The organism is Bacillus sp. JAS24-2, from assembly GCF_008274905.1.
GTDB lineage: Bacteria > Bacillota > Bacilli > Bacillales > Bacillaceae_G > Bacillus_A > Bacillus_A cereus.
Map to the genome: position 1 here is coordinate 604,088 of NZ_CP031069.1, position 22,307 is coordinate 626,394.

Consider the following 22,307-nt stretch of genomic DNA (forward strand, 5'->3'; position numbering starts at 1 on the left):
GTCCTTGAAATTGTAAATTATACTATTTTACTTTAAAAATATTTCTCTTATGCCACTTATAGTATGTTTTATTCTCTGGATAAATTGCTATCTTAACTTTTGGTATTAATCCAAACATCAAATAATCAGCTTCTACAATTAATGGAGAAATATGCACTTGCCCCTGTCCATCAAATGTGATAAATCCTTTATCGTAAAGAGCATCATGATTACAGCACAGTAGTACACCGTTATACGGATCTAAACGTTCCATACTTGTACTATCTTTCCATGGCTTTGAATGACTCGCTCTTAACAATTCTGGTAAATCTATTCCGCATAATGCACATTTCCCGTTCCAAAGCTCCATTAATTCTGCTCTAAACTTTTGTTGTCCAATTCGGATTTTTGCCTTTGTTTCGGATTCCGTCTCTGCTATCAACGGGATTAGTGTGTTGTTTTCTGTCCTTCTTACCGGATCCACTGCTAACTCTAATTGCTCATCATTTATTTTATAAACATTTAAGTCACTAATTAGTTCCATTAATTTAAGGGCTAATTCTTCATTACAAGGGTATAAATAACCTTGATTTCCATTTGCATCTGATTGGAAAGGTGAGTATTTTATCGGCAAAAGTTGTGATATTACTTCAAAATTCTCACGAATATTTATTAATTTGTCTAATTCATGATATTGTAAAGACACCAAATAACCTTCGTTATTCCATTGATCATGGCTTTTCATAATCGATGGTTTACTTGATTCTTTACAATCTTCTACAGCAATACTTACTGCTACAATGTTTCCTTTTACATAATGAAAGATTTGATCTCCCTTTTTTACTTCCATCATTCTTTTCCATGAATGGGGTACATTACCGCCTTTATCTTTTTTGGGTGACCAAATAATTCCTAGTTTTTTTTCCTCTTGATATGTATGCCCCTGCATAACGATAAAATGATTCATATACTCTCTCCTAAAGCGTTAACTCATTACGCTGTTTTCTGTTTAATACAATACTAAATAACCCTCATATGATTAGCAAATTGTCTGTTTTATTTTAAATAAAAGACAACCTTCTCTAAAGAAAAGTACTTGTATCCCTTTTACTTAACAATAGAGCAATTCAACTTTATGACTATTTATAAAAACAAAAGAGTTGACCCGAAAGGCCAACTCTTCTATTTAAAACTCTTTATTTCTCTTCTTCTTCTTTTTTTGCAAGTTCCCGTTCATTTTTAGCGATTAAATCATGAAAATGTTCTTCTTTATTTTCTTCAATATAATTCATAAGGTCTTTAAGTTCCATTTATATCGCCTCCTGTATTTATTATATCAATAATATAATAAAATGTCAGGATTAAATCTATTAATTATTTTAGTTAATTTATACGATATAAATTAACTAAAAAACAAGGACTGACTTCTCGTAAAACTGATCATTTCGAGATTCATCCACAATAATTTCTTCTACTCGTTTTGATTCTTTAAAAGCAAAAACTTCTGGTTCCTTTCCTGTATTATCATATAAAGTATAGCAATCTATTAAATCTTTAATTTTAGAAAATGTAGTAGCTACTTTCATATGACTTTCTTCAATAATATGTTCAGGAACCAATCTTCCGGTTACTTTAAAACGCATATTAGATCGTTCTAAGGCAACTTTTATTGGGACATCCACGATGATTGCTTTAATACTGAAACCCGCTTGTCTTAATTGTTGAATTAACTTTTTGTATTTCACTTCATTTTTCATTGTACCATCATACATAAAATTTAGTTTTCTTTTCATGCAGATCTTTAATAGTTTCATGGTAATATCACTACTTTCATCATGAACTAAAAAAGCTGCTTGTTTCATTGACTCAATATCTTCAGATTCCATTGAACCTTGATACTCTGGTATTTTTTCTTTAATCTTATCAGGGTCTATCCAAATCATATTTTGTTTCTGAAGTTTATACCCCTTACTTACCAACTCTCCAATTGAACTTTTTCCAGCAGCAGAACCACCACCAAGTAATATAGCTTCAGGTTCCTGCTCTTGCTGTAATTGCCCTTTTAGAAATGATTCAATAATCTCATTATGTAAAAGCTTACGTTCTATTGTGTACTCTCCATTAATTACGTACTTTTCTCTAGTTGTTTTCAATTTTCATTCTCCTCTTCTATAGATACATTATTATGTCCCTTTAAAAATTAGTGACCTTATCCTTTAACTGCACTTATTACTTCAGGTTTTTGAAATTTCTATACGAGATTTCCCTTACTATGATTTCATATAACTCTTTTATCTAAGTTCTCTATCCTTTATTTCTTTATCACTCATTCCTTCTAAACAATCGTCCTGCTCTGGAACTCAGCACCTACTACATATATCCACTTAAACAAAAAAAGGCTTCTTTAAGTCGATTAATTGTGCATAGCAAAATAAGCTTTATACACTAATCGGCTCAAAGAAGCCCTTTCATAATCAAAACAAGAACAAAACTTGTTTCTACAACTCTACCACAACACATAAGGTGTGGGAATAAACGAAATCAAATAAACTAACAATATAACTATATATTACATAATAAGGTTTTTATTATCAAGAGTATTATTGAACTACCCCCACTTTCATTTCAAGCATAGAGATATGATTCCCCTTTCCATTTTCAACTTTTAGCTTAATAGACGACTAATATACTCCAAGAAAGATATAAAAAAAGATTAATTATATATATTAATTTGCTTGTGACTACTTAACAATAATGTATTTTTTCAAGCCTTGATTCATTGTATTATATACTTATCTAAAAATTCCGGGGGTATATATATGATTAATATAAAAGAAACAGCTGAGGTTTTTAGAATAGGATTACAAATTGGCTTATTTTCAAAAACTGATGTTATTAATTGGGCTGATCAAACAATTGAACTATTAGATAATCCTTCTAATGAAATCATAGAGGTGTCTTTATCCAGCAATGATAAATCGGTTGATATTGTTTCTAAATTAAAAAACATAAAAGGAATCTATGATGAAAAATTACCCGTGAAAATTATATTGGGACTTCTATGGGAGAAATTTATTTTAAATAAAGAAAATGCATTAAAAATTCAACCATTTATTTTTAGTATAGTACATAGTAATTGCTTTAAAGGATTCGATCAGATAGACGAACAACTGTATAATTTTAAAGAGAAGATAACCTTAGCTGCAGATAATATATATGGAAATCTAGAAGACATTAGTCTAGAAATAAAGAAATTTTTATCTATCTACAAAGATTTTGGTGAACATTTTCATTATGGTGGACTACTGGTTGAAAGATGAATAGAAACAACAAAAAAACTTTTTATATAAATTCACAAGTTTTTTTGCTTTAATATACACCCAACTGTTTAATAAAGGTATGAATAATCCTTACTTTACTACGGGGATTTTAAATTTTCATCCCTAAACTATATATTCAAAACTCCTACTATCTGACGAGCTTTAGAATTCTCAATATAATAATGCATTTCTAACCCTTTTCTTTCTGCACGAAGTACGCTTCCTCTCAATTTTAATAAATTTTATGAAACCGTAGATTGTAGAAGTTCTAAAATCTCTATTAACTGTGTAACATTACATGTCTTATGGTACATTAACTCATTAACAATTTGTAACCGTACTAGATATGCCATCGCCTTTAAAACATCTACATCTTCTTTCAAGATTTCTTTTCCCTATTATATATATATATATATAACTAATTAGTTATAATTCTCTTTCTGCTGTTGAGAAAATATATTTTGATCCAACCTTTAAATTGATAGAAAATTCCGTCTTGTATTGATAAATGCTATTAAATAGATTTTGATAGAGGAAATTTCTGATATGATACTAATTGCTGAATAATATCTTTGGAGAGGATGAAATCGAACAATGAATGTTCATATACAGGGGAACGAGCAAATAACTCATTTATTAAATGAATGGTATCAAGAAATTAGAGCTAGGCATGTAGACGCCGCTCAATTACTTAAACAAGAAATTGAAAACAAAATTCATAACATAGAGGAAAATCAAACTATATTATTATACTACTCACTACTAGATTTTAGACATCAATATTTAATTGATAGCTTAAGTATTTCTAAAGATAGCTTTAAACAAAGTGATGCTTATAAAACTCCTACAGACGATTTCCTTTCATACTATTATCACTTCTTTAAAGCCATTCATTCTAATGTTACTGGCAATCATAGCCTTGCAAAAATACATTACGATAAAGCTGAATACCTATTAGAAACAATTCCTGATGAGATTGAACATGCTGAATTCCATTATGAGTTGGCCATTTTCTATTGTCATACACATAAATCGATTTTATGTATTAATCATGTAATGAAGGCGAAAGATATATTTTCAAAACATCCTGGGTATGAATTGAAAGTTGCCTTCTGTAATAACCTATATGGATTAGCATGTACTCATTTAAAGGAGTGGGAATTAGCTGAGGAACACTTTATCTCGGCTATGGATACATTCCAAAAAGAAAATTTAGAATACAATATTTTGATTGTTCGTCACAATCTAGGATTTATGTATGCTACACAGAATTTATCCGAGGTAGCATTACGTTATTTATCTGAAGTTAATCAGAAGCTACCTAGCGATTATAAAGCTGTTTTTATTGAAGCTAGGGAACATTATAAATTAGGAGAACATCAAATTGCTCAAGAATTAATAAAAAAAGGCCTGCAACTTTCTACTCAATTGGGAATTGAAGGCTATATACATCACTTTAAGATTTTAGAAAAAATGAATCAAAATAGTTATGCTACTGATATAGAAAAAGCTGTTTTAGAAGGAATTTCCTATTTTGAACGCGAAGAACTATATGAGTATATAAATGAATATACTGAAAAGTTAGCAACCCAATTTTACAAAGAAAATAATCATAAAAAAGCCAGCTATTACTTTTATGAAGCTAGTAAAGCCAGTGAAAAAAACTTTAAAAAAGGAGCATTAAAATGAAAAAATTAGCGGTTAGCTTACTGGGTATCTTAATTGTTGTAACAGTAACTTTTGGATCAAATTCTTCAACAGGCTCTCAAAGTACCATAAATGTTATTAAATATTCACATGGACATACTGGATGATGAAAGGAAGGCTTATACCTTCCTTTTTCTTATATTTTAGAATTCAATACGTATCCCCTCCTACATTTATTTATAAAAATTTAAGAAATAAATAATTCAAAAGATAAAATAAAAATACTATAATTAAAAACTTCCATTTGTTTCTTTTCGTTGGTTTACCAACATGTTGTATATAAAAAAATAAGGCAATGCCTGCCATGATAATTAAAAAAAATTGATAATAATCCATCATCTGTAATAACCCCTCCATACAAAAAATAAGAAGTCTCTTTTTAAGGAGACTTCTTATTTCTAATACAAACGACATACATAGGATAAACATACACAATAAAGTCAGGATGATGTACTTTATTGCCTTTTTATAATAACACATAATTTATCATTTTTGTTTAATAATACCATATAATGAAACTTTATCAACCTTAAAATGTTTCATAATAAAAAATGAATACAGATAAAATTAACAATATATTCACTTGATGCACATGGAATACGATCAAAAGATGTAAAAAGACAAGAACATGTTTTACTTTTTCATAATTGAATTTTTTAATTACAATATTTATATGTAATACAAACTGTAGAAATAAATTCGAATATCGGTTCAAACATTGATTAACTTCTTCTGAACTCATATGTGTAGCTGTATTTGCATAAAGCTGACTAAATAATCAAGTAACAGAATCGCTTGTTCCTTCTCGACGAGTCCAGATACATAAAAACGTCAAATCTCGTGCGCCATACTAACTTTTACGGTTTACCAAATCTATCTCTTATTCAAGTTTTTGAAGATGGGTATGGCTGTAGTTCTTTAGTGAACAAATGAAACTCATCCTGAATTGATGAATTCATACAAAACGCCATCCTTTCTGTATATTTCTACAAAAAGAATAGCGTTTTTTGTTTTATGGATAAACTTTTTAGGTTAATAGCGACGTGCTATAATCCCCAACCATTTGTGTAAACGATTAATATCCCCAAATGTCTACTTCAGCTGCTGAAGCAAATCCATTCTGTCCATTCGTTACTTCTATTTTTACATACTTTGCAGTAACTGGGTTAAATGTTGCCGTTTTCTTATCAATATTATTTCCCCATGTTCCTGATGATGCTTTTTCATATTTAATACCATCTACACTTGTATAAATACTGTACCCTAAAATACGGCCGTTCTCCGATCCATCTTGTCTTGGAAGATAATCCACTTTTGAAATTGTTTGATTTTTGTCAAGTTCCAATGTTAAATTGTATGGATATTGATTTGGTGTCCAACTGCTATGCCAAAATGTATCTGTTTTCCCATCAATTGCTTTACTAGCTGAACCACTTGCTTCCTCACTATTTGCACTTGCTTTCATTGTATTTTTAGGCAATACGTATGGTTTAACAGATGGAGAATCAGTTAGAATATCTACTTCAGCTGCTGAAGCAAATCCATTCTGTCCATTTGTTACTTCTAATTTTACATATTTTGCAGTAACAGGATCAAATGTTGCATTTTTCTTATTACTATTATTTTCCCACGTTCCTGATGATATTTTGTCATACTTAACACCATCTACACTCGTATAAATATTGTAAGTTAAAATACGGCCATTTTCTGACCCATCTTGCCTTGGAAGATATGCCAATTGTGAAATGGTACGTGTATCGCCAAGTTCTAGTGTTAAATTGTATGGATATTGATTTGGTGTCCAACTACTATGCCAAAATGTATCTGTTTTTCCATCTATCGCCTTACTAGCTGAACCCGTTGATTCCTCACTATTTGCACTTGCCTTCATTATTTTTTTAGATAATACAGCAAGTGGTTTAACAGGTTTAGCATCCGTTGCTTCCCATATAGGTGCAATTAATGTCGGGTTATTTAAAGCTTCTACTTTTTGTCTCGTTTCTTGTGTCGCTTTCAATCCCCATTGATCAAAAAATGGTAGTACATTTTGTTTTGCTATTTTCGATGTATTGTAAATAAATGTTTGTATTTTATCTTCATCTGTTTTGGGAAGTTGATCCTCTGGTGTCTCTCGATATAATTTGTGAAGATTCGGATAAAAATCATCCCCATATGCTAAATGAAGCTGCCAAAGCATAACAAGTTTGACAAACAGGTCATCAATATTTTTATATTCTTTATTCGTTTGTTTTAAATACGCAAAGGCTCTATTATAATCGCCCTCTGATTCTAAACGTGTTGGTTTATTTGGGTATATTTTCTTATCTGCAACTAAAGAATATAGATTATTAGTTACTTCACCCATACCTCTTAAATCATTCCACGTCCATGGATATTGTTGTCGTGCATGTCCCGCTTCATGCATTTGTCCCCATCCAAACTCATTGACATTTAAAGTACTTTTGATAGCTTCACCAGCAGTCGTAAAGACGGCTCCATCCCAACTTGCATACATGCCCCAATCTTGTGCGTTAGGATTTTCTACAAAGGCCCAAATCCGACGAGTTGAACGATGTAAAGGATTTGGATCTGTTTCAGATAGCCCTGCTAGCTTGTCTTGCGCTTTAATCATTTCATCATATTTATTTAATAGAGGCACAGGATCTTGATTTACAATATATTTATTCGCACTATCACGAGTTACAGTTAATACTGCTCGCTCTGATTTTAATTGTACCGCATGTGCATTTGGATAGTTGTTCATCATGGCAATCCAGTCTGCTTTTGTGTGTTTCCCTAATACAAAGAAAGGAATAGGACTACCACCTTGTGTTACCTGCACCTTAACTGTTCCTGTGCTTTGAAAATTATCTAACCCTAATACGCCGCCGTTTGGTGAAGAGATAGTATTAGAGCCCGGAGAAAGATCAATTTCTTTTCCCCATTCTTTATCATATTGATGTGTCCCAATAATGGCTCTAATTTTTTGCGTTCCTGATACTGTAATTGTAACCTGTTCATTAGGTTTCACATATATGCCTGTTGGCATATAATTTTTTTGCTCACTTCTTTTTTCTCTTTTTGCTTCATCCCAAAAACTTCCTGTACCTGGAAGATCGAACTCTCTTTGTTCATATTGAGTTACAGTTTGTGCAGTTTCAGCATGTACCTCTAAATTGTTTGACATAATAGGTGCAAATAAAGTAGTTGCTAAAATAGCGGATGTCGCAAACACCTTTATTTTTTTTTGTAATCTATCACTCTTTCTTTTGTTCATATAAATCAGTCCTTTCGTTCAAATTCATTATTACTTACATACGAAATATCAGTTTTCTCACTAATTTCAAAAGTGAATTTATTAAATGTACACGTATTTTAAACAATGCTGATTATATTTTTGGATGAGTATAATAACACTTCAAATTCTTTTCCTAATTAATCTAGAGATACATTTCCTTCATTGATTTTTTAAATCACTCCTCTAAATAAGAATTTAAGATAAATGTCCTGTCTCAAAGACCCTTTCCTAAATTTGGTATTACGGATTAAGTATAATCCGAAAATAAAATTATACAATTGAGAAAAATAATAATATTAAAAATTTACATACACGTAAAGTTTTTAATATTTACTGAAAAATAATATGTTATATGAGGATTAATTTAATATATTTGGTGTTAAAAAATCTTTTTAATAGAGGATTGTTCATTTCCATTCAGAAAAACTCCACCTTGTTGTTTTCAAATTATGAAGTCCCCACTTTCTAGTCTTTCTACAAAAGATATAAAGTTCATTTACAATCTCATTCATGATTTTTTAAATTTTTCCTTCCCTTCTGTTAAGAATACTTAAAAACTTGAATGATTACCTTAGATTAGTACTTTATGTATGCAGAATTACATACTAATCCCTATTGAAAATAATTCTCATTGTAACTATAATGGTTTCAGGGATTGAGACTTTCACTTCCCTTTCAAATCTCACAATATATTAAAGGAGGAAATACTATTATGAAAAAATTGATTTTAGCAGGGGCACTAGGAATTGCAGTATTGTCAGGTATAAACTTACCAGGGGCTGAGGCATCAAAAGCGAGTGCAGCTACTACGAATTTAGAAATTCAAGAAATCACAAAATACTACTCTATGAGTTCCTATGAAGTGTCTCAAAAAGAATCATTTAATCTTAAAAAAGGGGAAGAACTTACAGTCTTTGTACAAAATTCAGGGTTCCCAATTTCTTATACGGTCTTTGATGCGGATAATCAAGTAATTGGCACATTCAATGCTAATTCCCCATATGGTCGCGTATTTAAAGCGCAAAAAGACGGTAATATTTCTGTACAATTTCAAGCAGGTGTAAATTCTACGTACATGAAGAAGATGAATTTTACAGCTAAATTTGCTGTTTCTAAACTTAACCAATAATAAAAAATGTAACGATCCTCTTTAAAAACAAATTAAAAAGGTATATCCCTTCAATGGGATATACCTTTAGTTTTAGTGAATTTTATATTGACCAGATAACTGCTCTTGCGCCATACGAACTAAACGTTTTGTAATTTCTCCACCTACTGAACCATTTGCTCGTGCAGTTGAATCCGGTCCAAGTGTAACACCAAACTCCTGAGCAATTTCATATTTCATTTGTTCAATTGCACTTGCTGCAGCTGCTATTAAGATTTCGTTTGAATTATTATTTTCGCGAATTTGCATTTTTTAAACACCTCCGTTGAATTTGGTAATATCATGCTCTATTTCCAACAAAATATGCAAAAAAATTATTCGTTTAGCTATTTTACATATATACCTAAGCTTTCATCCCTTATGTGGGAATAAATAAAGGTATAGGTCATACCCTTTACCTTTACCTTCTTCTATCCTACTTACTTTTAAATTCCCCTATTAACCCCTGTAACTCTTGCGAGAGCCAATTTAAAGAATTTGCTAACTCTGCAATATCTCGTACATATAGTTCTTGCTCTTTCATACTTGTCTCTACATTACTACTGCTATTCACATATGTATTTGCAATGTGTGATAATTCATTTACAAACTGAACAATAGTTTGATTATCTTTTAGAATGTCACTTGAATGATTCGAAGTCACTTTAATTTGATTTGTAACAGATTGTGCAGATTCTGAAATCTTTTCAAAGAAAGCACCACTACTTTGAACGAGTGTTATTCCTGATTCTACTTCCTTTGAACTCTTCTGTATGGATCTTACAGCTTTCTCTGCTTCAGCCTGGGTTTCACCAATTAATTTAGCTATATCCCTTGCAGATGCCTCGGTTCTTTCCGCTAATATACGTACCTCTTCCGCAACACATGAAAATTCTTCCCCCATCTCTCCAGCACATGAGGGTTCAGTAGAAGCATTTAAAGCTAATGAATTTGTTTGATTTGAAATGGTTGTAATTACAGTAAGAATTTCATGAATTTCCTTAGATCGTGCTTCTAATGCATAAATACTAGAAGATACATCCTGAACTGTATCTTTGATTCTTTTCATTTGATTCACGATTTGCTTAATCAAATCTTTTCCCTCTACAGAATGCTGTTCCATGTCTTCCAAATCATTGCCAACTTGTTTTGCAGCTCCTTTAATTTCTTGCATCTTACTTTCCGTTTTTTGAACAATCCCTAAACATTTTTGCACTACATATTCATGAGAATGTGCTCCTAAATTTAATCCTGTAATAGCACTTGCAATTTCTTTAAAGGCTATGCTATTCTCTTTTGTACTTACCGACAATTCCTGTGAAGATGTCAAAACCTGTTCAGCAGTCTGCCTTACTTTATCTATAATCCTATTAAACTTTTTAATAGTGTTATTAAAATAGATATTAGTTATCCCTATATCATCAGATCTTTCATTCAATTTAATACTTAAATCCCCTTCACCAACTTTACGTAACCCTTCTTGTAAATCCTTTAAAGGCGATAGAGAGTTTCGTGAGATAAATATTTGAATTGTAATTGCGATAGTTAATGAAATTATAATAAATAGTAAACCTTGTATCATAAAGTCTTTCTTTGTAAGAGGAATAACAGAAGCTTCCAAATCCGCTGCAACAATTGCAATTATATTTTTATTTTCATCTGTAACTGGCTCTAAAATTGTTACCCAGAACCCTAATTCATCTTCATATACTTCTGTCATTTGTGCCTGTTTCGTTTTCATTACTTTATCATATGTTTTCATCCAATAAGTAGGCTGCTCATGGTATTCACCTGGTTTTACAGAAACAGTATTTGCTAATTGTGTATCCAAAGCTACTATTTGTAATTCAGCTTTATCATTTAGCTTAGCTCCTGTAACATATGTTTGCCCAACACTTTTCATATCTTTTATTGATTTATCTAATTGCTCTGTCAATTTTTCTTTCTTCACTCTTTGAGCTGTGGGGTCTTTTGCTACATCTCTTACTATTTCTAGATCTAATTGATTTAATACCGCATCACCTGTTTCAAAAGACTGCCTCTCAAATATAGACATCATACTATTTTGAAACATATTAAAACTTAACGCTCCCATACTTCCAACAAGGGTCAGAATTACTAATACCGTTAGTAATACATTTTTTTGAAGCAACGATAGCTTATGCCAATATTTTTTCATTGATTTCACCTTTCTTATTTTCAATAATACAAAGATAAAGTAGTAACATATTAAAAGGTTCTCTTTCTGTTATTAATTTAAACTTTAAAATAGCATACTAATCGTTCAACCAAACGTTCCAATTTTTTTCATTTACAATTGCATCTTTTATATGTTCAGCTGCTCCTGGAAATCTATTAAAAGGAAGACGTAATACTTCTACCACTTCATCTTTTCTATTTGTACTGATTTCTTCTAAATCGATGCTATTAAAGGATTTTCCTATAATAATTGCTATAATGTTTAATAGACGACTAAGAATATTTAAAATTCCATATTTATCTCCTAAAGATTTTCAAATTAGATTTGTTGCAGTACCTTCAGCGAGGATTTTTTATAATATCGTTAGTTTTAAATAAAGATAAGAATTTTTAAGAGCCTCATCTTTAGTTATTTTTATCTTGCAGAACAATAAAATCTGAAAGTTTAATTCAATCTCCTATTTTATAACTTTTTTCCTTATTTTTCTATAACATTATAATATTTACCTGTACAATCTGAACTTGGACTCTTTTGGCCTTTACCCTTCAATTGTCTTAAATTCATATGAGGTAGCGCAGAAAGTAAATTTTTAATAAAAAACTTTTGTATTAAAAAATGCAAAAATACATACTCCTTCAAAACTATATTCACTTAAATATTCATATAGTAAAATAAACAGTACAAGCGTGTCCTATACAGCATATTTCCTTAATGGGCTTGATATTATATTCATCATAAAATTGGTGTGACCTTAATATCTCACTTAGCTCTTTAATATTTTAATATTAACAATATAGTGTTAATATATCCCTACTTTATCGCTACACCTACATATAAGCCAAGAATTCAATTACAGAACAGTTTTCATCAATGGTAGACAAAAACATGCCAAACAAAAAGAGAATCAATTATTTATTACTTTTCGTATAGATGTAATAAAAGATTATAGGAGAAATATATATGCTCAAAAAAATAAATAGATTTATGTTTGCTTTGCCTACAATTTCTTTTATTTTTCTTATTTTATCGTTTTCCGACAGAAGACTCCTTCCTCAAAAATGTGAAGGTGTGAAACACCAATTTTAGGTAGGAGATGAATGTCAGTTGGCATAAGCCAACATATTTGCTATCATTTACTTGTACAGATTGCTCTTCGAAAACTGAAGATTTGAGGTTGGTTGCAGAAAAACGTTGCAACAGTAAAATCTTCAACGTTCTATCGCCCCACGCTTCTCAAAATTGCGAAAACCAAGCTAAAGTAGGTAGTGTGGTGAGTCAGCGTACAAGATACTTATGTTCTCACCGTAGGGACTGCGGGTAGAGCCTGCTAAGATAACTGGTGGATACATCGGTGTTCGCAGGAATCTCCCACTTCAAACAGTCCGTTAGGACGTTAAGTGGTGAGTAGTTCAATTTGGCTATTAAGTTGGATTCCTTACATTAAAAATCGCGATTACCTTATCATTTTAATAGCTTCAATTATATTTGGATTAAATCATCAATATGGAATCACTTATATAGTTGGTACAACGATAATTGGTCTTTTATATAACTATGCTTATTGGGTATATAAAAAAAAGAATGAAAAATATCAGGTTACCATGTCTGCTTTTGGGGTTGTTTTTTTGATTCACTTATTACATAATTCTGTTGCTTTTATAGCTTCAAATTTATCATTTTAGCCAAGAAGACTCCTTCCTCAAGGAGCGTAAAGGGTCAAAAAGCCAATTTAAATATGTAGAAGAAATGAATGCATTTGCTTGTCCGATGGGGTGTATTTTAGAGTATGCGACAACGGATCGTAAAGGATATCATCAATATAAATCCAACCCAGAAGACTACGCTGTTTGTCCGCTACGTGAGGTATGTTTTTCAAAGAAACAAAAAGTTTTCACTCATCATATATGGGAGAAATATAAGAATATCGCTAGAAAAAACAAACTAACAGTTACAGGGAAAAAGTTTTACAAAGTACGCTGTTCAACTATAGAGCGAAGCTTTGCGGACGCCAAAGAACTACATGGCTATCGATATGCTCGATTTCGGGGGCTGAAGTCTGTCCAAATGCAGGCTTATCTCACCGCAACTTGTCAAAACATGAAAAAAATAGCCCTCCATCTGACCAAAAAAGGTCTGGTGGAGGGCTATTTTTTTGAAACTCTATTATTTTATGTTGTTTTTGAAGTAAATTATATGTATAAAAATTAGTTTTGAAAACATTTATTTATTTGTTGATAACATTGTATATGGGTATTGTTCCTAATATAATCTACACACATCCCATGCAAAACCTCACTACAACATGAACAAACTCATCTTATGACCGCGTTTCTTCTTACGAAATTAAGTAATTGTTTCAATAGCTGGTTTTTTAGTCATAGAATTACTTTCTCTCTCAGCTTTATTATTCTGTTCTTTTGCCTAAAATTCCAATATCTCCATTACTTCTTTTGTAAATATTTTAAAATCAGTTAAATGTTTTTCAATAATTTGCCGAACAATATCTAAATTTACACTTTGATAATCATGTACAGCGATATTTCGAAATCCAACCATTGCCTTTAACTTATTTGCTAGATCAGCGCTAAGTAATCCTGCTGTAACCAATAAATCAAAAGCTTCACGACTAGATTGAGGTAGTCCTAATTTTTTCCCTGCAACAATATGCATTGCTAAATCAATACTCGCTTCACAAGCTCTTTGTATATTCAATATTATTGAATCTTGTTTTGTAAAGTCCTCTAAATTTTCAGGGTCATTTCCATACACATCTTGGATTCTTTTTATACAACGCTCTATTGTAGAAATTTTATTTAAAATAACCTCATTCTTCATATATAGAACCTCTTTTCTTTATATCATCAAATACTATCTGTCGTTCTTCATTCAATTTTGAATACATTTTTAAGGTTTTCATTTCAAAAATAACCTTACGTTTTTCATCCGAACAAAATATTGTCTTTCCTGTATGTATAATCTGAGCTTGAAAAACTGTAGAAGCTTCGGATAAATCAACTAAATCAACATCTCTATGAACAATGTTAGCTAACTCCTGTGCTAATAAAAAACGTTCATAGTTCCCTAATGTTGTGTCACTTACATAAGCTATATCAATATCACTATCTTCTCGTTCTCTGTTCTCAGCCGTTGATCCAAACACAATTATCCAATAGGGATTCACCGTCTCTTGTAATTTTTCTATAATAGCTGTTATCATGCTTTGAAAAATCATCTAATTAATCCCCCTTATTATACTTGAATTTTATTATATCATAACCATTTCGAAATCCATTAAGCTACAACAAATACATATAAACAAAATTAAAGCTTCTTAGTACTTAAAGCACCTCAAAATTGCGTGATTATCCCTCTAAAAAAATAGGGGCTATATTTCTCTAATAACGGCGTCTTTTATATGTTAATTCACCTTTAATTTTTCTTTTACTTTTGTAGGGAGTTCGTCTTTTTTAACTTCTTCCCAAGATTTCACACCTTTTTCCTCAGTGTAATATATAAATAAAAATGCTTCTTTACGAAGATTTTTTAATGCTGTAAACTCCATTTCCTTTTCCTTACCGTCCTTATCAAATCCAGATAATTTATATTGGTAAGTCGTATCACCATTAACATTTTTCTCTTTTAATTGTTCGCCATCCTTAGTAATTTGAACATAATATTTATCTGTACCAAGTCGGTTTAAGTTACACCCCGATAAAAACACAGTAAATATCACAAAAACACTAAAAATAAGCATTATTCGTTGGAATAAACAACGTATCCGTGTAGCTAAGTTACATGAAAAAGTAGCGAACCAACGTAAGAACTTCCTTCATCATAAATCTAAAGAGTTAGCTACTCATTTTGATGTTGTAGCTATTGGAAATCTAAATATGAGAGGAATGTCGCAAGCACTTCATTTTGGAAAAAGTGTCGCTGACAATGGTTGGGGTATGTTCACTTCTTTTTTAGCTTATAAACTACACAAACAAGGCAAACAACTTGTGAAAATAGACAAATGGTTTCTTTCCACAAAAACATGTAGCAGTTGTGGAAATGTGAAAAATATGTCATTGTCTGAGCGAGTATATTCTTGTACATGTGGTGTAAATCTCGATAGAGATTATAACGCAGCTATCAATATCAAAAATGAAGCAATACGCCTATTAGCGTTAGCATAGATAGCAATAAAATAACCCTTGGAATGAGGGAGTTAGCTCGGTTGTCTTAGGACGAATTCGTTAGCTATCAAAAGTAACGACTAACCGAGAAGCCCCCACTTCAAACAGTCCATTAGGACGTTAAGTGGCGGGTAGTTCACAATAAGGGATTCTACCGCATCAATCCGTCATTAACTTAACAAATAAAAATACCCACAAGTACGAATTCACTATGTCCATTGTAACGCCTGGTTTGTTAAGCAAGGTAAATATCTAAAGAAGTACTTTCCCTCTTATATAGTTAAAAGTACAACAGATAAGCTCTTATGCTATTACACATAAGAGCCTATCTCACCATTATTATACTCAACTAGTTATATAAAATTCTTTTATATTAAATAGAAGATATCCCTACAATTATTCTGGGAAAATAAAGCTAGAGTCCCCTTCACTATTAGCGGAATCTTCTTTTGGGAACGTAATAGTAGATCCTTCATTTCCCTTATTCCCTTTATTTATTTCTTGTTCCTCAGGAAATACAATGGAAGAATCATTACTTAAGTTTGGTGAAAAACCAAGTTTAGATAAAATAGCTTTTAAGTCAGGTAAAACACCAATTTTATCAGAAGTTGGATCATTAGATTTCGTTCCGGTGCTAGAATCACTTAAAATATCCCTAAGCTGTCTTGGTGTATATACTCTCCCCTGATTATTTTTTACAATTCCTTGAATTGATGCTGCAGCACCAGCAATAATAGGTGATGCGCTAGATGTTCCTGCAAAACTAGATGTATATAGATTTGTTATAAATTCACTTGGTTTAGCATCTGTAGTATCTACTGCATTCCCCCATCCATACACATCCACTCTACTACCATAATTAGAGAAATATGAACGCTTATGAGGAACCCTTGCAGAAGCTGCCCCAACCATAATTGCCCCTGAATCTTTAAAATCAGGACTATTACGATTCAAAACTTGTTTACCATTACGGTCTCTAAATTGATCCAAGTCATTTCCGCCGTTTGCACCTGCTTCAATAACAATAATCCCCTTATTTGTTCCCATACGAATTGCATCAAATATGTCTGGTTTTACTTCCACAGGAAAATAGTTCTTATCTCCATATCCATCGTAAGTTGCTTGTGCCTCTAGTAAAAGAATATCTCCAGCTTGCATATTGTTAACCGCACTTAAAATAGCATCAGCTGTATTATAATTTCCGTTATCCCTAATCTGGGATACAACCTTTACCTTAGCTTTCGGTGCGATCCCAATTCCACCTATGTTATTATCCTCTGCCGAAACAATTCCTAAGACTGAGGTACCATGATCATGGTGCTCACTTTTATTCTGTCCAGATATCAATTCAATCTTTTGATTCACTAAATCCTCATGACTAAATAACCACCCATACTCCATATCTACGAAAGTAGTTCCTTTTCCATCTCCACCTTTTATGCTCCAGGCATAAGGTGCATTAATTCCTAATGGTGCTGGTTCAAGGTAACCTTGTCTTGTAAGTCTAGGCTCATCATATGGATTAACAGATAAATTTGGCAAACGCTCTGCTGGTGGCGCCTCTTCTTCCTGTAAATACGCCGTTTCAACAAGAGATGATTTTTCAATTTTTGTAAGTAATGCTTGTACATCAATATCATCTTGAGTTTCTACAATATAATAGTTTAGCAAATTAGAAGAAATATGATCGGAATCTTTTATTTCTTTACCTAGATTTTTAATTTCTTTAGGATTTAAAGAATTAAAAAGTCGATTTATAGTTACATTTGGATATTCAGCTAAAATTCCGATTAACTCAGGATCTTGTTTTTCTTCTTTAATGAATTTTTCTATTCCATCCTGATATGGTAAATTCGCTTCATTTTTGAATTTCAAAATTAATTGTTTCGTAACTTGCTTATGTACAGTAGAATTCAATTGCTTATTTGAATAATTGTAAGTAGCTGCATAGGCAACTTCTGATTTTTCACTTGGAAGTAGTCCGCCTACCCCATTAAATGCTGTTAATGCAATTGAAGAAACTAGAATTCTCTTAAAAATTTTCAAAACATGCACCTCTTTTTATTAATATATACTTATAAAAAAATTTATATTACCTAATTTCTTTTTATACAAACGTTTTATATGTAGGACTATATTTTCAACTCCATTCATTCTTTAATATTTGTTTATACATCATTAATACAACCAATTCATACCAACAACTTTATTAATTCAGTCGCATAACTGTAACCATTATAGTTACATCTTTGCGAAATAGTCAACCATAAATGCAATTTTGCATGTAAAATCATACATACTTCTATCAACTTACTCCCAATTATTTCAAGAGAAGTTGAACTTCTATCATTTTGAGTAATTGCATATATATAATATAAAACATATAAGGGGGGGTTAAAACGTGGTAATCTCAAGACAAGATTCCTGGACTGATGATAACGATTTACTTCTCGCATCAACAGTACTTCAGAATATTCGTAACGGTGGAACACAGTTAGCTGCATTCAAAGAAGTAGCAAAACTACTAGCTAGAACACCCGCAGCTTGTGGATTTCGTTGGAATTCATATGTGAGAAAACAATACCAAGAAGAAATACAACAAGCAAAACAAGACCGAAACATGGGAAACAACATTCCCTTCTCCCCATCAGAAAAAGAAAAAAACTCTTTGTCTATTACATTAGATGATATTATTCTCTTTCTACAAAATTATAAAGATGTGAATGAATTGACAAAGTTAAAAAATCAAATTGAAGATTTAGAAACAGAGAATCAATCTCTTCTACAACGTATAACTATGTATGAAGAAGAGTATCGTATGTTACTGAGCCATATCGATAAGACAAGAAATTTAATTGCAGTGGATTAAATAGCATAACTATAATGACTTTCCAGTAGGATCTTCGCCCGCCAAAACCACCATCAATAAAGAAAATTCAGACTATTATTGGTGATAATAAGTAAAATACACATACATAATGTATGTGTATTTTTACTTTGACTATTATTAAAAGAAATATTTAGTCTATGTTACATCTTTTCTAATATTTCTTGTCTTTCACACCATTTTGTTAGCTTTTCTAATGCTTTTTTAGATAAACGTTTTGTTTTATAATTACAAAACCTAGATAATGTAGACGGAGAAATACTAATTTCATCTGCTATTTCACGAATGCTTACCTTCTTTTCATTGTGTACTTTCAGTATTTGGTCACGGATCTTTTTCTCTATTTGTTCGACTGATTCTACAGTCTTCTTTATTTCTTTAACAACTTTTACTTCCGGTAATTGCTCTTGTGGTTCCTCTATACTCTTCTTTCCTATTGCCCTATCCATTGACTGTAGCATTTCTTCAGGTGGTAAAATCGTTATTCCTAAGTTGGTGTAATAATTTTTAAACCAATTACGTTTCCCAATTTGTTGTTCATCCAGTGGATCACTATACTCCCAATGAGAGATTACTTTTTCATTTTCTAAATCCATTAGAACATTTTCTAACTGTTCTCTAATACGATTAGGCTTCCAATCTTTTGGGATATCCATTACTGCTAGCAGTCCTTTGTCCCCACCTATAGAATATGGCTTTTTCAATGATGAATACATTTGTCTAATTCTCCATTGCCATGTTAAGTATCGAATTAACCTTTTATGATATTTGTGTCTATAACTATTGTATTCAAGTGCTTTTTTAGATAATAGGGCTGTTGTATTATTTGATCCATACAAATAATTAGTTAAAAAGCTACCCGGCTTAATACGACAAGATTCAATACCCATGTATTCATTAGTAACACTATGTCTCCATAAAACAACTGAATCTAATACAAATAATCTTTTGATAACTTCACGCTTTAATTCTAAACGTTCCCCATCATCATCACGGTCATTTAATACAACGACTTCATTCTCATCATTTAAATAGATAAAAATGCTTGCTAAAGCTGCAATTCTCTTTGCTATCTTAATTTTATCTTCCGCTCTATAGTATTCTTTATTTTTAACAACTGTTTTTGGAATGTTGCACATTTCTAAAACTTGTTCATAAGAAAAGTCAATAAAATCATCTGGAGATTTTGCTTCATTGATCCACTGTATTGTGATTGCATCTAAGCAATCTGCCGTTAAATCATCCATATTACTCATTACGTCATCTACAAGGGTATTCCATCGGGCTGCTTCTTCTATATTAGTAAGTCTTAAATCTTCATCTTTGTGTGAAGAAAGCTGAGCTACACCAGTAGAAGATTTTGTTTCAATAGGATATTGTAAAACTTTACTCAATTCGTCCTCTTCAAATTGATTTTTTGCAATCCCATCTCTTAGCTTATAATAAACAGCAGAGTTATTTACCTCATAATAATCCTCATGGTTTACTATGCTTGTCTCTTCTATATTTTGATCATTTTCTACTATTATGGAACTTGAAGATGCTACATTTTGAAATTCTTTGTCTATAAATCCTTCAATTTCTTTATATATTTCTTCCTTATAGGAATCAATTTTGGCATAAATTTGTACTAATGTAATTCCGGACTCTTGCTTTTTCTCTAACCAAGATACTAATGCAGTAAATGATGGAGAAGCATGGGGTGATGTGAGTACTTTATTATTATTGTTTTCAACATCTTTAAAGTATGCATTCCACTTATTCCATACTTGCTCGTTAGTTTTATAAATTGGCTCAGAGATTAACAACGCATCTCGAAACATTTGTAATAGGTTATCCACTTTCTTTTCCTCCCTAAACCATGGATCACAATAAAATAATTCTCAGTATAAAAATCTTAACCACTATTATATTTAATTTATTGTAACAGATATTTACAAATTTTTGTTTCTTTCTTTCCCTATTTCTACTTACTGCATTTCTTTTGCGCCTTTCTTTCCTTAACTCCTCAACTTGCAACAGTTTGCTCTTCCTCTTACCTATTTCTCCTTGCTTACATTCCTTTTGCGCTTTGTTTGCCTTATATTTCTCAACTTGCAACATGCTGCTCTTTCTTTTCCCTATTTCTACTTCCTACATTTCTTTTGCGCCTTGCTTGCCTTATATTTCTCAACTTGCAACATGCTGCTCTTTCTTTTCCCTATTTCTACTTCCTACATTTCTTTTGCGCCTTGCTTGCCTTAATTCTTCAACTTGCAACATGTTGCTCTTTCTCTTACCTATCTCCCCTTACTTACATTCCTTTGCGCTTTATTTGCCTTAACTCTTTAACTTGCAACATGCTGCTCTTTCTTTTCCCTATTTCTACTTCCTACATTTCTTTTGCGCCTTGCTTGCCTTAATTCTTCAACTTGCAACAGGTTGCTCTTTCTCTTACCTATCTCCCCTTACTTACATTCCTTTGCGCTTTATTTGCCTTAACTCTTTAACTTGCAACATGTTGCTCTTTCTTTTCCCTATTTCTACTTCCTACATTTCTTTTGCGTCTTGCTTGCCTTAATTCTTCAACTTGCAACATGTTGCTCTTTCTCTTACCTATCTCCCCTTACTTACATTCCTTTGCGCTTTATTTGCCTTAACTCTTTAACTTGCAACATGCTGCTCTTTCTTTTCCCTATTTCTACTTACTTGCATTTCTTTTGCGCCTTTCTTTCCTTAACTCTTCTACTTGCAACAGTTGCTCTTTCTCTTACCTATTTCTTTCAACTTGCACACTTTTTGCGCTTTGCTTTCCTTATATTTCTCAACTTGCAACAGTTGCCCTTTCTCTTACCTATTTTTAATCAACTTGCAACATGTTTGCGGTATCCTTTCCCTATTTCTTTCAACTTGCAACAGTATAATTTATTTCTCAACCAAGTAATTTTAAAAAAAATCATATCATTTTAAAGTTTTTAAGCTATTTATCTCATATTTTTAATAAGTTACATACATAATATGCAACATGTTTGCGGTATCCTTTCCCTAACTTCTCTACCATTTTCACTGTAATCCCTTATATACCAAGGGTTTAGGTACTTTTCTATTTACTTTTATACATATTAACCAACTTGCAACACGTTTGCGGTATGCATGCCCTTATTTTTCTCACAAGATGCAACACTGTTTGCGGTATCCTTTCCCTACGTTCATTCTATAAATGCCAACAATTCCTTTTATATCAATGTTAATTATTACAATTTATTTTTAATGATTGCATTCACTAACTTGCAACATGTTTGCGGTATCCTTTCCCTAACTTCCCTGCCATTTTCACTCTAATCCTTTATATACCAAGGGTTTAGGTGCCTTTTCACTTACTTTTATACATACCACACAACTTGCAACACGTTTGCGGTATCCTTAACACAAAAAAAATTCATGAAATTCTCTTATCCCTTGATACAACTAGCTTTATAAGGTGTTGCAAGTTGCTATTTTTCTTCTTAAAGGAGCACCTTTCATCATTTTTCGATTTGCTATAATCAAAATTGGTATATTTTATAGTATTTTGGCATATATTTCTGAATTTGTAGAACGGAGGTGAAAAAG

At 31.7% G+C, this 22,307-nt stretch carries 16 protein-coding genes and 5 pseudogenes; 8 read left to right on the top strand and 13 right to left on the bottom strand.

Annotation, left to right across the window (positions count from 1 at the left end; translation table 11 throughout):
* Positions 1–22 precede the first annotated feature (22 nt).
* Both DN407_RS30030 and DN407_RS30035 read right to left on the bottom strand, forming a co-directional pair.
* Positions 23–946 carry an HNH endonuclease gene (locus DN407_RS30030; RefSeq protein ID WP_098887217.1) on the bottom strand — a complete coding sequence of 308 codons (924 nt, stop codon included), beginning with the start codon at positions 944–946 and terminating at the stop codon, positions 23–25.
* Positions 947–1,385: 439 nt separating this feature from the next.
* Positions 1,386–2,132 carry a zeta toxin family protein gene (locus DN407_RS30035; protein ID WP_098451148.1) on the bottom strand — a complete coding sequence of 249 codons (747 nt, stop codon included), beginning with the start codon at positions 2,130–2,132 and terminating at the stop codon, positions 1,386–1,388.
* Between the two features lie 666 nt (positions 2,133–2,798).
* Here DN407_RS30035 and DN407_RS30040 point away from each other — a divergent pair.
* The gene (locus DN407_RS30040; RefSeq protein WP_149217084.1) at positions 2,799–3,299 is read left to right on the top strand and encodes a hypothetical protein; all 501 of its coding nucleotides are present in this window, start codon (positions 2,799–2,801) and stop codon (positions 3,297–3,299) included.
* Between the two features lie 128 nt (positions 3,300–3,427).
* Here the strand turns inward: DN407_RS30040 and DN407_RS30045 are convergent.
* A pseudogene (locus DN407_RS30045) lies at positions 3,428–3,652 on the bottom strand (ArsR family transcriptional regulator).
* A gap of 241 nt (positions 3,653–3,893) precedes the next feature.
* Between DN407_RS30045 and DN407_RS30050 the strand changes: the two are divergent.
* Both DN407_RS30050 and DN407_RS32500 read left to right on the top strand, forming a co-directional pair.
* The gene (locus DN407_RS30050) at positions 3,894–4,988 is read left to right on the top strand and encodes a Rap family tetratricopeptide repeat protein (protein ID WP_149217085.1); all 1,095 of its coding nucleotides are present in this window, start codon (positions 3,894–3,896) and stop codon (positions 4,986–4,988) included.
* Positions 4,985–5,113, top strand: coding sequence for a hypothetical protein (locus DN407_RS32500; protein WP_000732002.1), 129 nt, complete (start codon positions 4,985–4,987; stop codon positions 5,111–5,113). Before DN407_RS30050 ends, DN407_RS32500 begins: the two co-directional genes overlap by 4 nt.
* Before the next feature lie 539 nt (positions 5,114–5,652).
* Here the strand turns inward: DN407_RS32500 and DN407_RS32505 are convergent.
* Positions 5,653–5,965 (bottom strand): annotated as a pseudogene (locus DN407_RS32505) (IS4 family transposase); the annotation flags it as partial.
* A gap of 116 nt (positions 5,966–6,081) precedes the next feature.
* A complete protein-coding gene (locus DN407_RS30060; RefSeq protein ID WP_149217086.1) occupies positions 6,082–8,283 on the bottom strand; it encodes a discoidin domain-containing protein in 2,202 nt (733 codons plus the stop codon).
* A 733-nt stretch (positions 8,284–9,016) separates the two neighbouring features.
* Between DN407_RS30060 and DN407_RS30065 the strand changes: the two genes are divergently transcribed.
* Positions 9,017–9,433, top strand: coding sequence for a hypothetical protein (locus DN407_RS30065; protein WP_149217087.1), 417 nt, complete (start codon positions 9,017–9,019; stop codon positions 9,431–9,433).
* A gap of 72 nt (positions 9,434–9,505) precedes the next feature.
* Here DN407_RS30065 and DN407_RS30070 read toward each other — a convergent pair whose 3' ends face one another.
* Both DN407_RS30070 and DN407_RS30075 read right to left on the bottom strand, forming a co-directional pair.
* Positions 9,506–9,721, bottom strand: coding sequence for an alpha/beta-type small acid-soluble spore protein (locus DN407_RS30070; protein WP_001167047.1), 216 nt, complete (start codon positions 9,719–9,721; stop codon positions 9,506–9,508).
* Positions 9,722–9,887: 166 nt separating this feature from the next.
* Entirely contained in the window at positions 9,888–11,630 is a 1,743-nt protein-coding gene (locus tag DN407_RS30075) for a methyl-accepting chemotaxis protein (protein ID WP_149217088.1), read from the bottom strand.
* Between the two features lie 1,436 nt (positions 11,631–13,066).
* On the opposite strand from DN407_RS30075, the pseudogene DN407_RS30090 reads away from it, so the two are divergent.
* Positions 13,067–13,333 (top strand): annotated as a pseudogene (locus tag DN407_RS30090) (CPBP family glutamic-type intramembrane protease); the annotation flags it as partial.
* Between the two features lie 34 nt (positions 13,334–13,367).
* A pseudogene (locus tag DN407_RS30095) lies at positions 13,368–13,859 on the top strand (transposase); the annotation flags it as partial.
* Positions 13,860–14,072: 213 nt separating this feature from the next.
* Here the strand turns inward: DN407_RS30095 and hepT are convergent.
* From hepT to DN407_RS30110, 3 genes are all read right to left on the bottom strand, one after another.
* Entirely contained in the window at positions 14,073–14,486 is a 414-nt protein-coding gene (gene hepT, locus DN407_RS30100; protein WP_149217090.1) for a type VII toxin-antitoxin system HepT family RNase toxin, read from the bottom strand.
* Entirely contained in the window at positions 14,476–14,883 is a 408-nt protein-coding gene (gene mntA, locus DN407_RS30105) for a type VII toxin-antitoxin system MntA family adenylyltransferase antitoxin (RefSeq protein ID WP_065705218.1), read from the bottom strand. The genes hepT and mntA overlap by 11 nt, the downstream gene beginning before the upstream one ends.
* A gap of 186 nt (positions 14,884–15,069) precedes the next feature.
* Positions 15,070–15,405, bottom strand: coding sequence for a YxeA family protein (locus DN407_RS30110; RefSeq protein WP_149217091.1), 336 nt, complete (start codon positions 15,403–15,405; stop codon positions 15,070–15,072).
* 4 nt (positions 15,406–15,409) lie between these two features.
* Between DN407_RS30110 and DN407_RS30115 the strand changes: the two are divergent.
* Positions 15,410–15,829: pseudogene (locus DN407_RS30115) on the top strand (RNA-guided endonuclease InsQ/TnpB family protein); the annotation flags it as partial.
* Between the two features lie 396 nt (positions 15,830–16,225).
* Here DN407_RS30115 and DN407_RS30120 read toward each other — a convergent pair.
* On the bottom strand, positions 16,226–17,875 hold the full coding sequence (locus tag DN407_RS30120) for a S8 family peptidase (protein ID WP_149217092.1): 1,650 nt from the start codon (positions 17,873–17,875) through the stop codon (positions 16,226–16,228).
* A gap of 355 nt (positions 17,876–18,230) precedes the next feature.
* Here DN407_RS30120 and DN407_RS30125 point away from each other — a divergent pair, with 355 nt between their 5' ends.
* On the top strand, positions 18,231–18,698 hold the full coding sequence (locus DN407_RS30125; protein ID WP_098887324.1) for an RsfA family transcriptional regulator: 468 nt from the start codon (positions 18,231–18,233) through the stop codon (positions 18,696–18,698).
* Positions 18,699–18,859: 161 nt separating this feature from the next.
* Here the strand turns inward: DN407_RS30125 and DN407_RS30130 are convergent, their stop codons facing one another.
* Positions 18,860–20,557, bottom strand: coding sequence for a helix-turn-helix domain-containing protein (locus DN407_RS30130; RefSeq protein WP_149217093.1), 1,698 nt, complete (start codon positions 20,555–20,557; stop codon positions 18,860–18,862).
* A gap of 25 nt (positions 20,558–20,582) precedes the next feature.
* Positions 20,583–20,819 carry a hypothetical protein gene (locus tag DN407_RS30135; protein WP_149217094.1) on the bottom strand — a complete coding sequence of 79 codons (237 nt, stop codon included), beginning with the start codon at positions 20,817–20,819 and terminating at the stop codon, positions 20,583–20,585.
* Between the last annotated feature and the right edge of the window lie 1,488 nt (positions 20,820–22,307).

Coding starts and splice junctions, on each gene's coding strand:
- DN407_RS30030 (WP_098887217.1), bottom strand. CDS start 946: ATGAATCATTTTATCGTTATGCAGGGGCATACATATCAAGAGGAAAAA.
- DN407_RS30040 (WP_149217084.1), top strand. CDS start 2,799: ATGATTAATATAAAAGAAACAGCTGAGGTTTTTAGAATAGGATTACAA.
- DN407_RS30050 (WP_149217085.1), top strand. CDS start 3,894: ATGAATGTTCATATACAGGGGAACGAGCAAATAACTCATTTATTAAAT.
- DN407_RS32500 (WP_000732002.1), top strand. CDS start 4,985: ATGAAAAAATTAGCGGTTAGCTTACTGGGTATCTTAATTGTTGTAACA.
- DN407_RS30060 (WP_149217086.1), bottom strand. CDS start 8,283: ATGAACAAAAGAAAGAGTGATAGATTACAAAAAAAAATAAAGGTGTTT.
- DN407_RS30065 (WP_149217087.1), top strand. CDS start 9,017: ATGAAAAAATTGATTTTAGCAGGGGCACTAGGAATTGCAGTATTGTCA.
- DN407_RS30070 (WP_001167047.1), bottom strand. CDS start 9,721: ATGCAAATTCGCGAAAATAATAATTCAAACGAAATCTTAATAGCAGCT.
- DN407_RS30075 (WP_149217088.1), bottom strand. CDS start 11,630: ATGAAAAAATATTGGCATAAGCTATCGTTGCTTCAAAAAAATGTATTA.
- hepT (WP_149217090.1), bottom strand. CDS start 14,486: ATGAAGAATGAGGTTATTTTAAATAAAATTTCTACAATAGAGCGTTGT.
- mntA (WP_065705218.1), bottom strand. CDS start 14,883: ATGATTTTTCAAAGCATGATAACAGCTATTATAGAAAAATTACAAGAG.
- DN407_RS30110 (WP_149217091.1), bottom strand. CDS start 15,405: ATGCTTATTTTTAGTGTTTTTGTGATATTTACTGTGTTTTTATCGGGG.
- DN407_RS30135 (WP_149217094.1), bottom strand. CDS start 20,819: ATGTTGCAAGTTGAGAAATATAAGGCAAACAAAGCGCAAAAGGAATGT.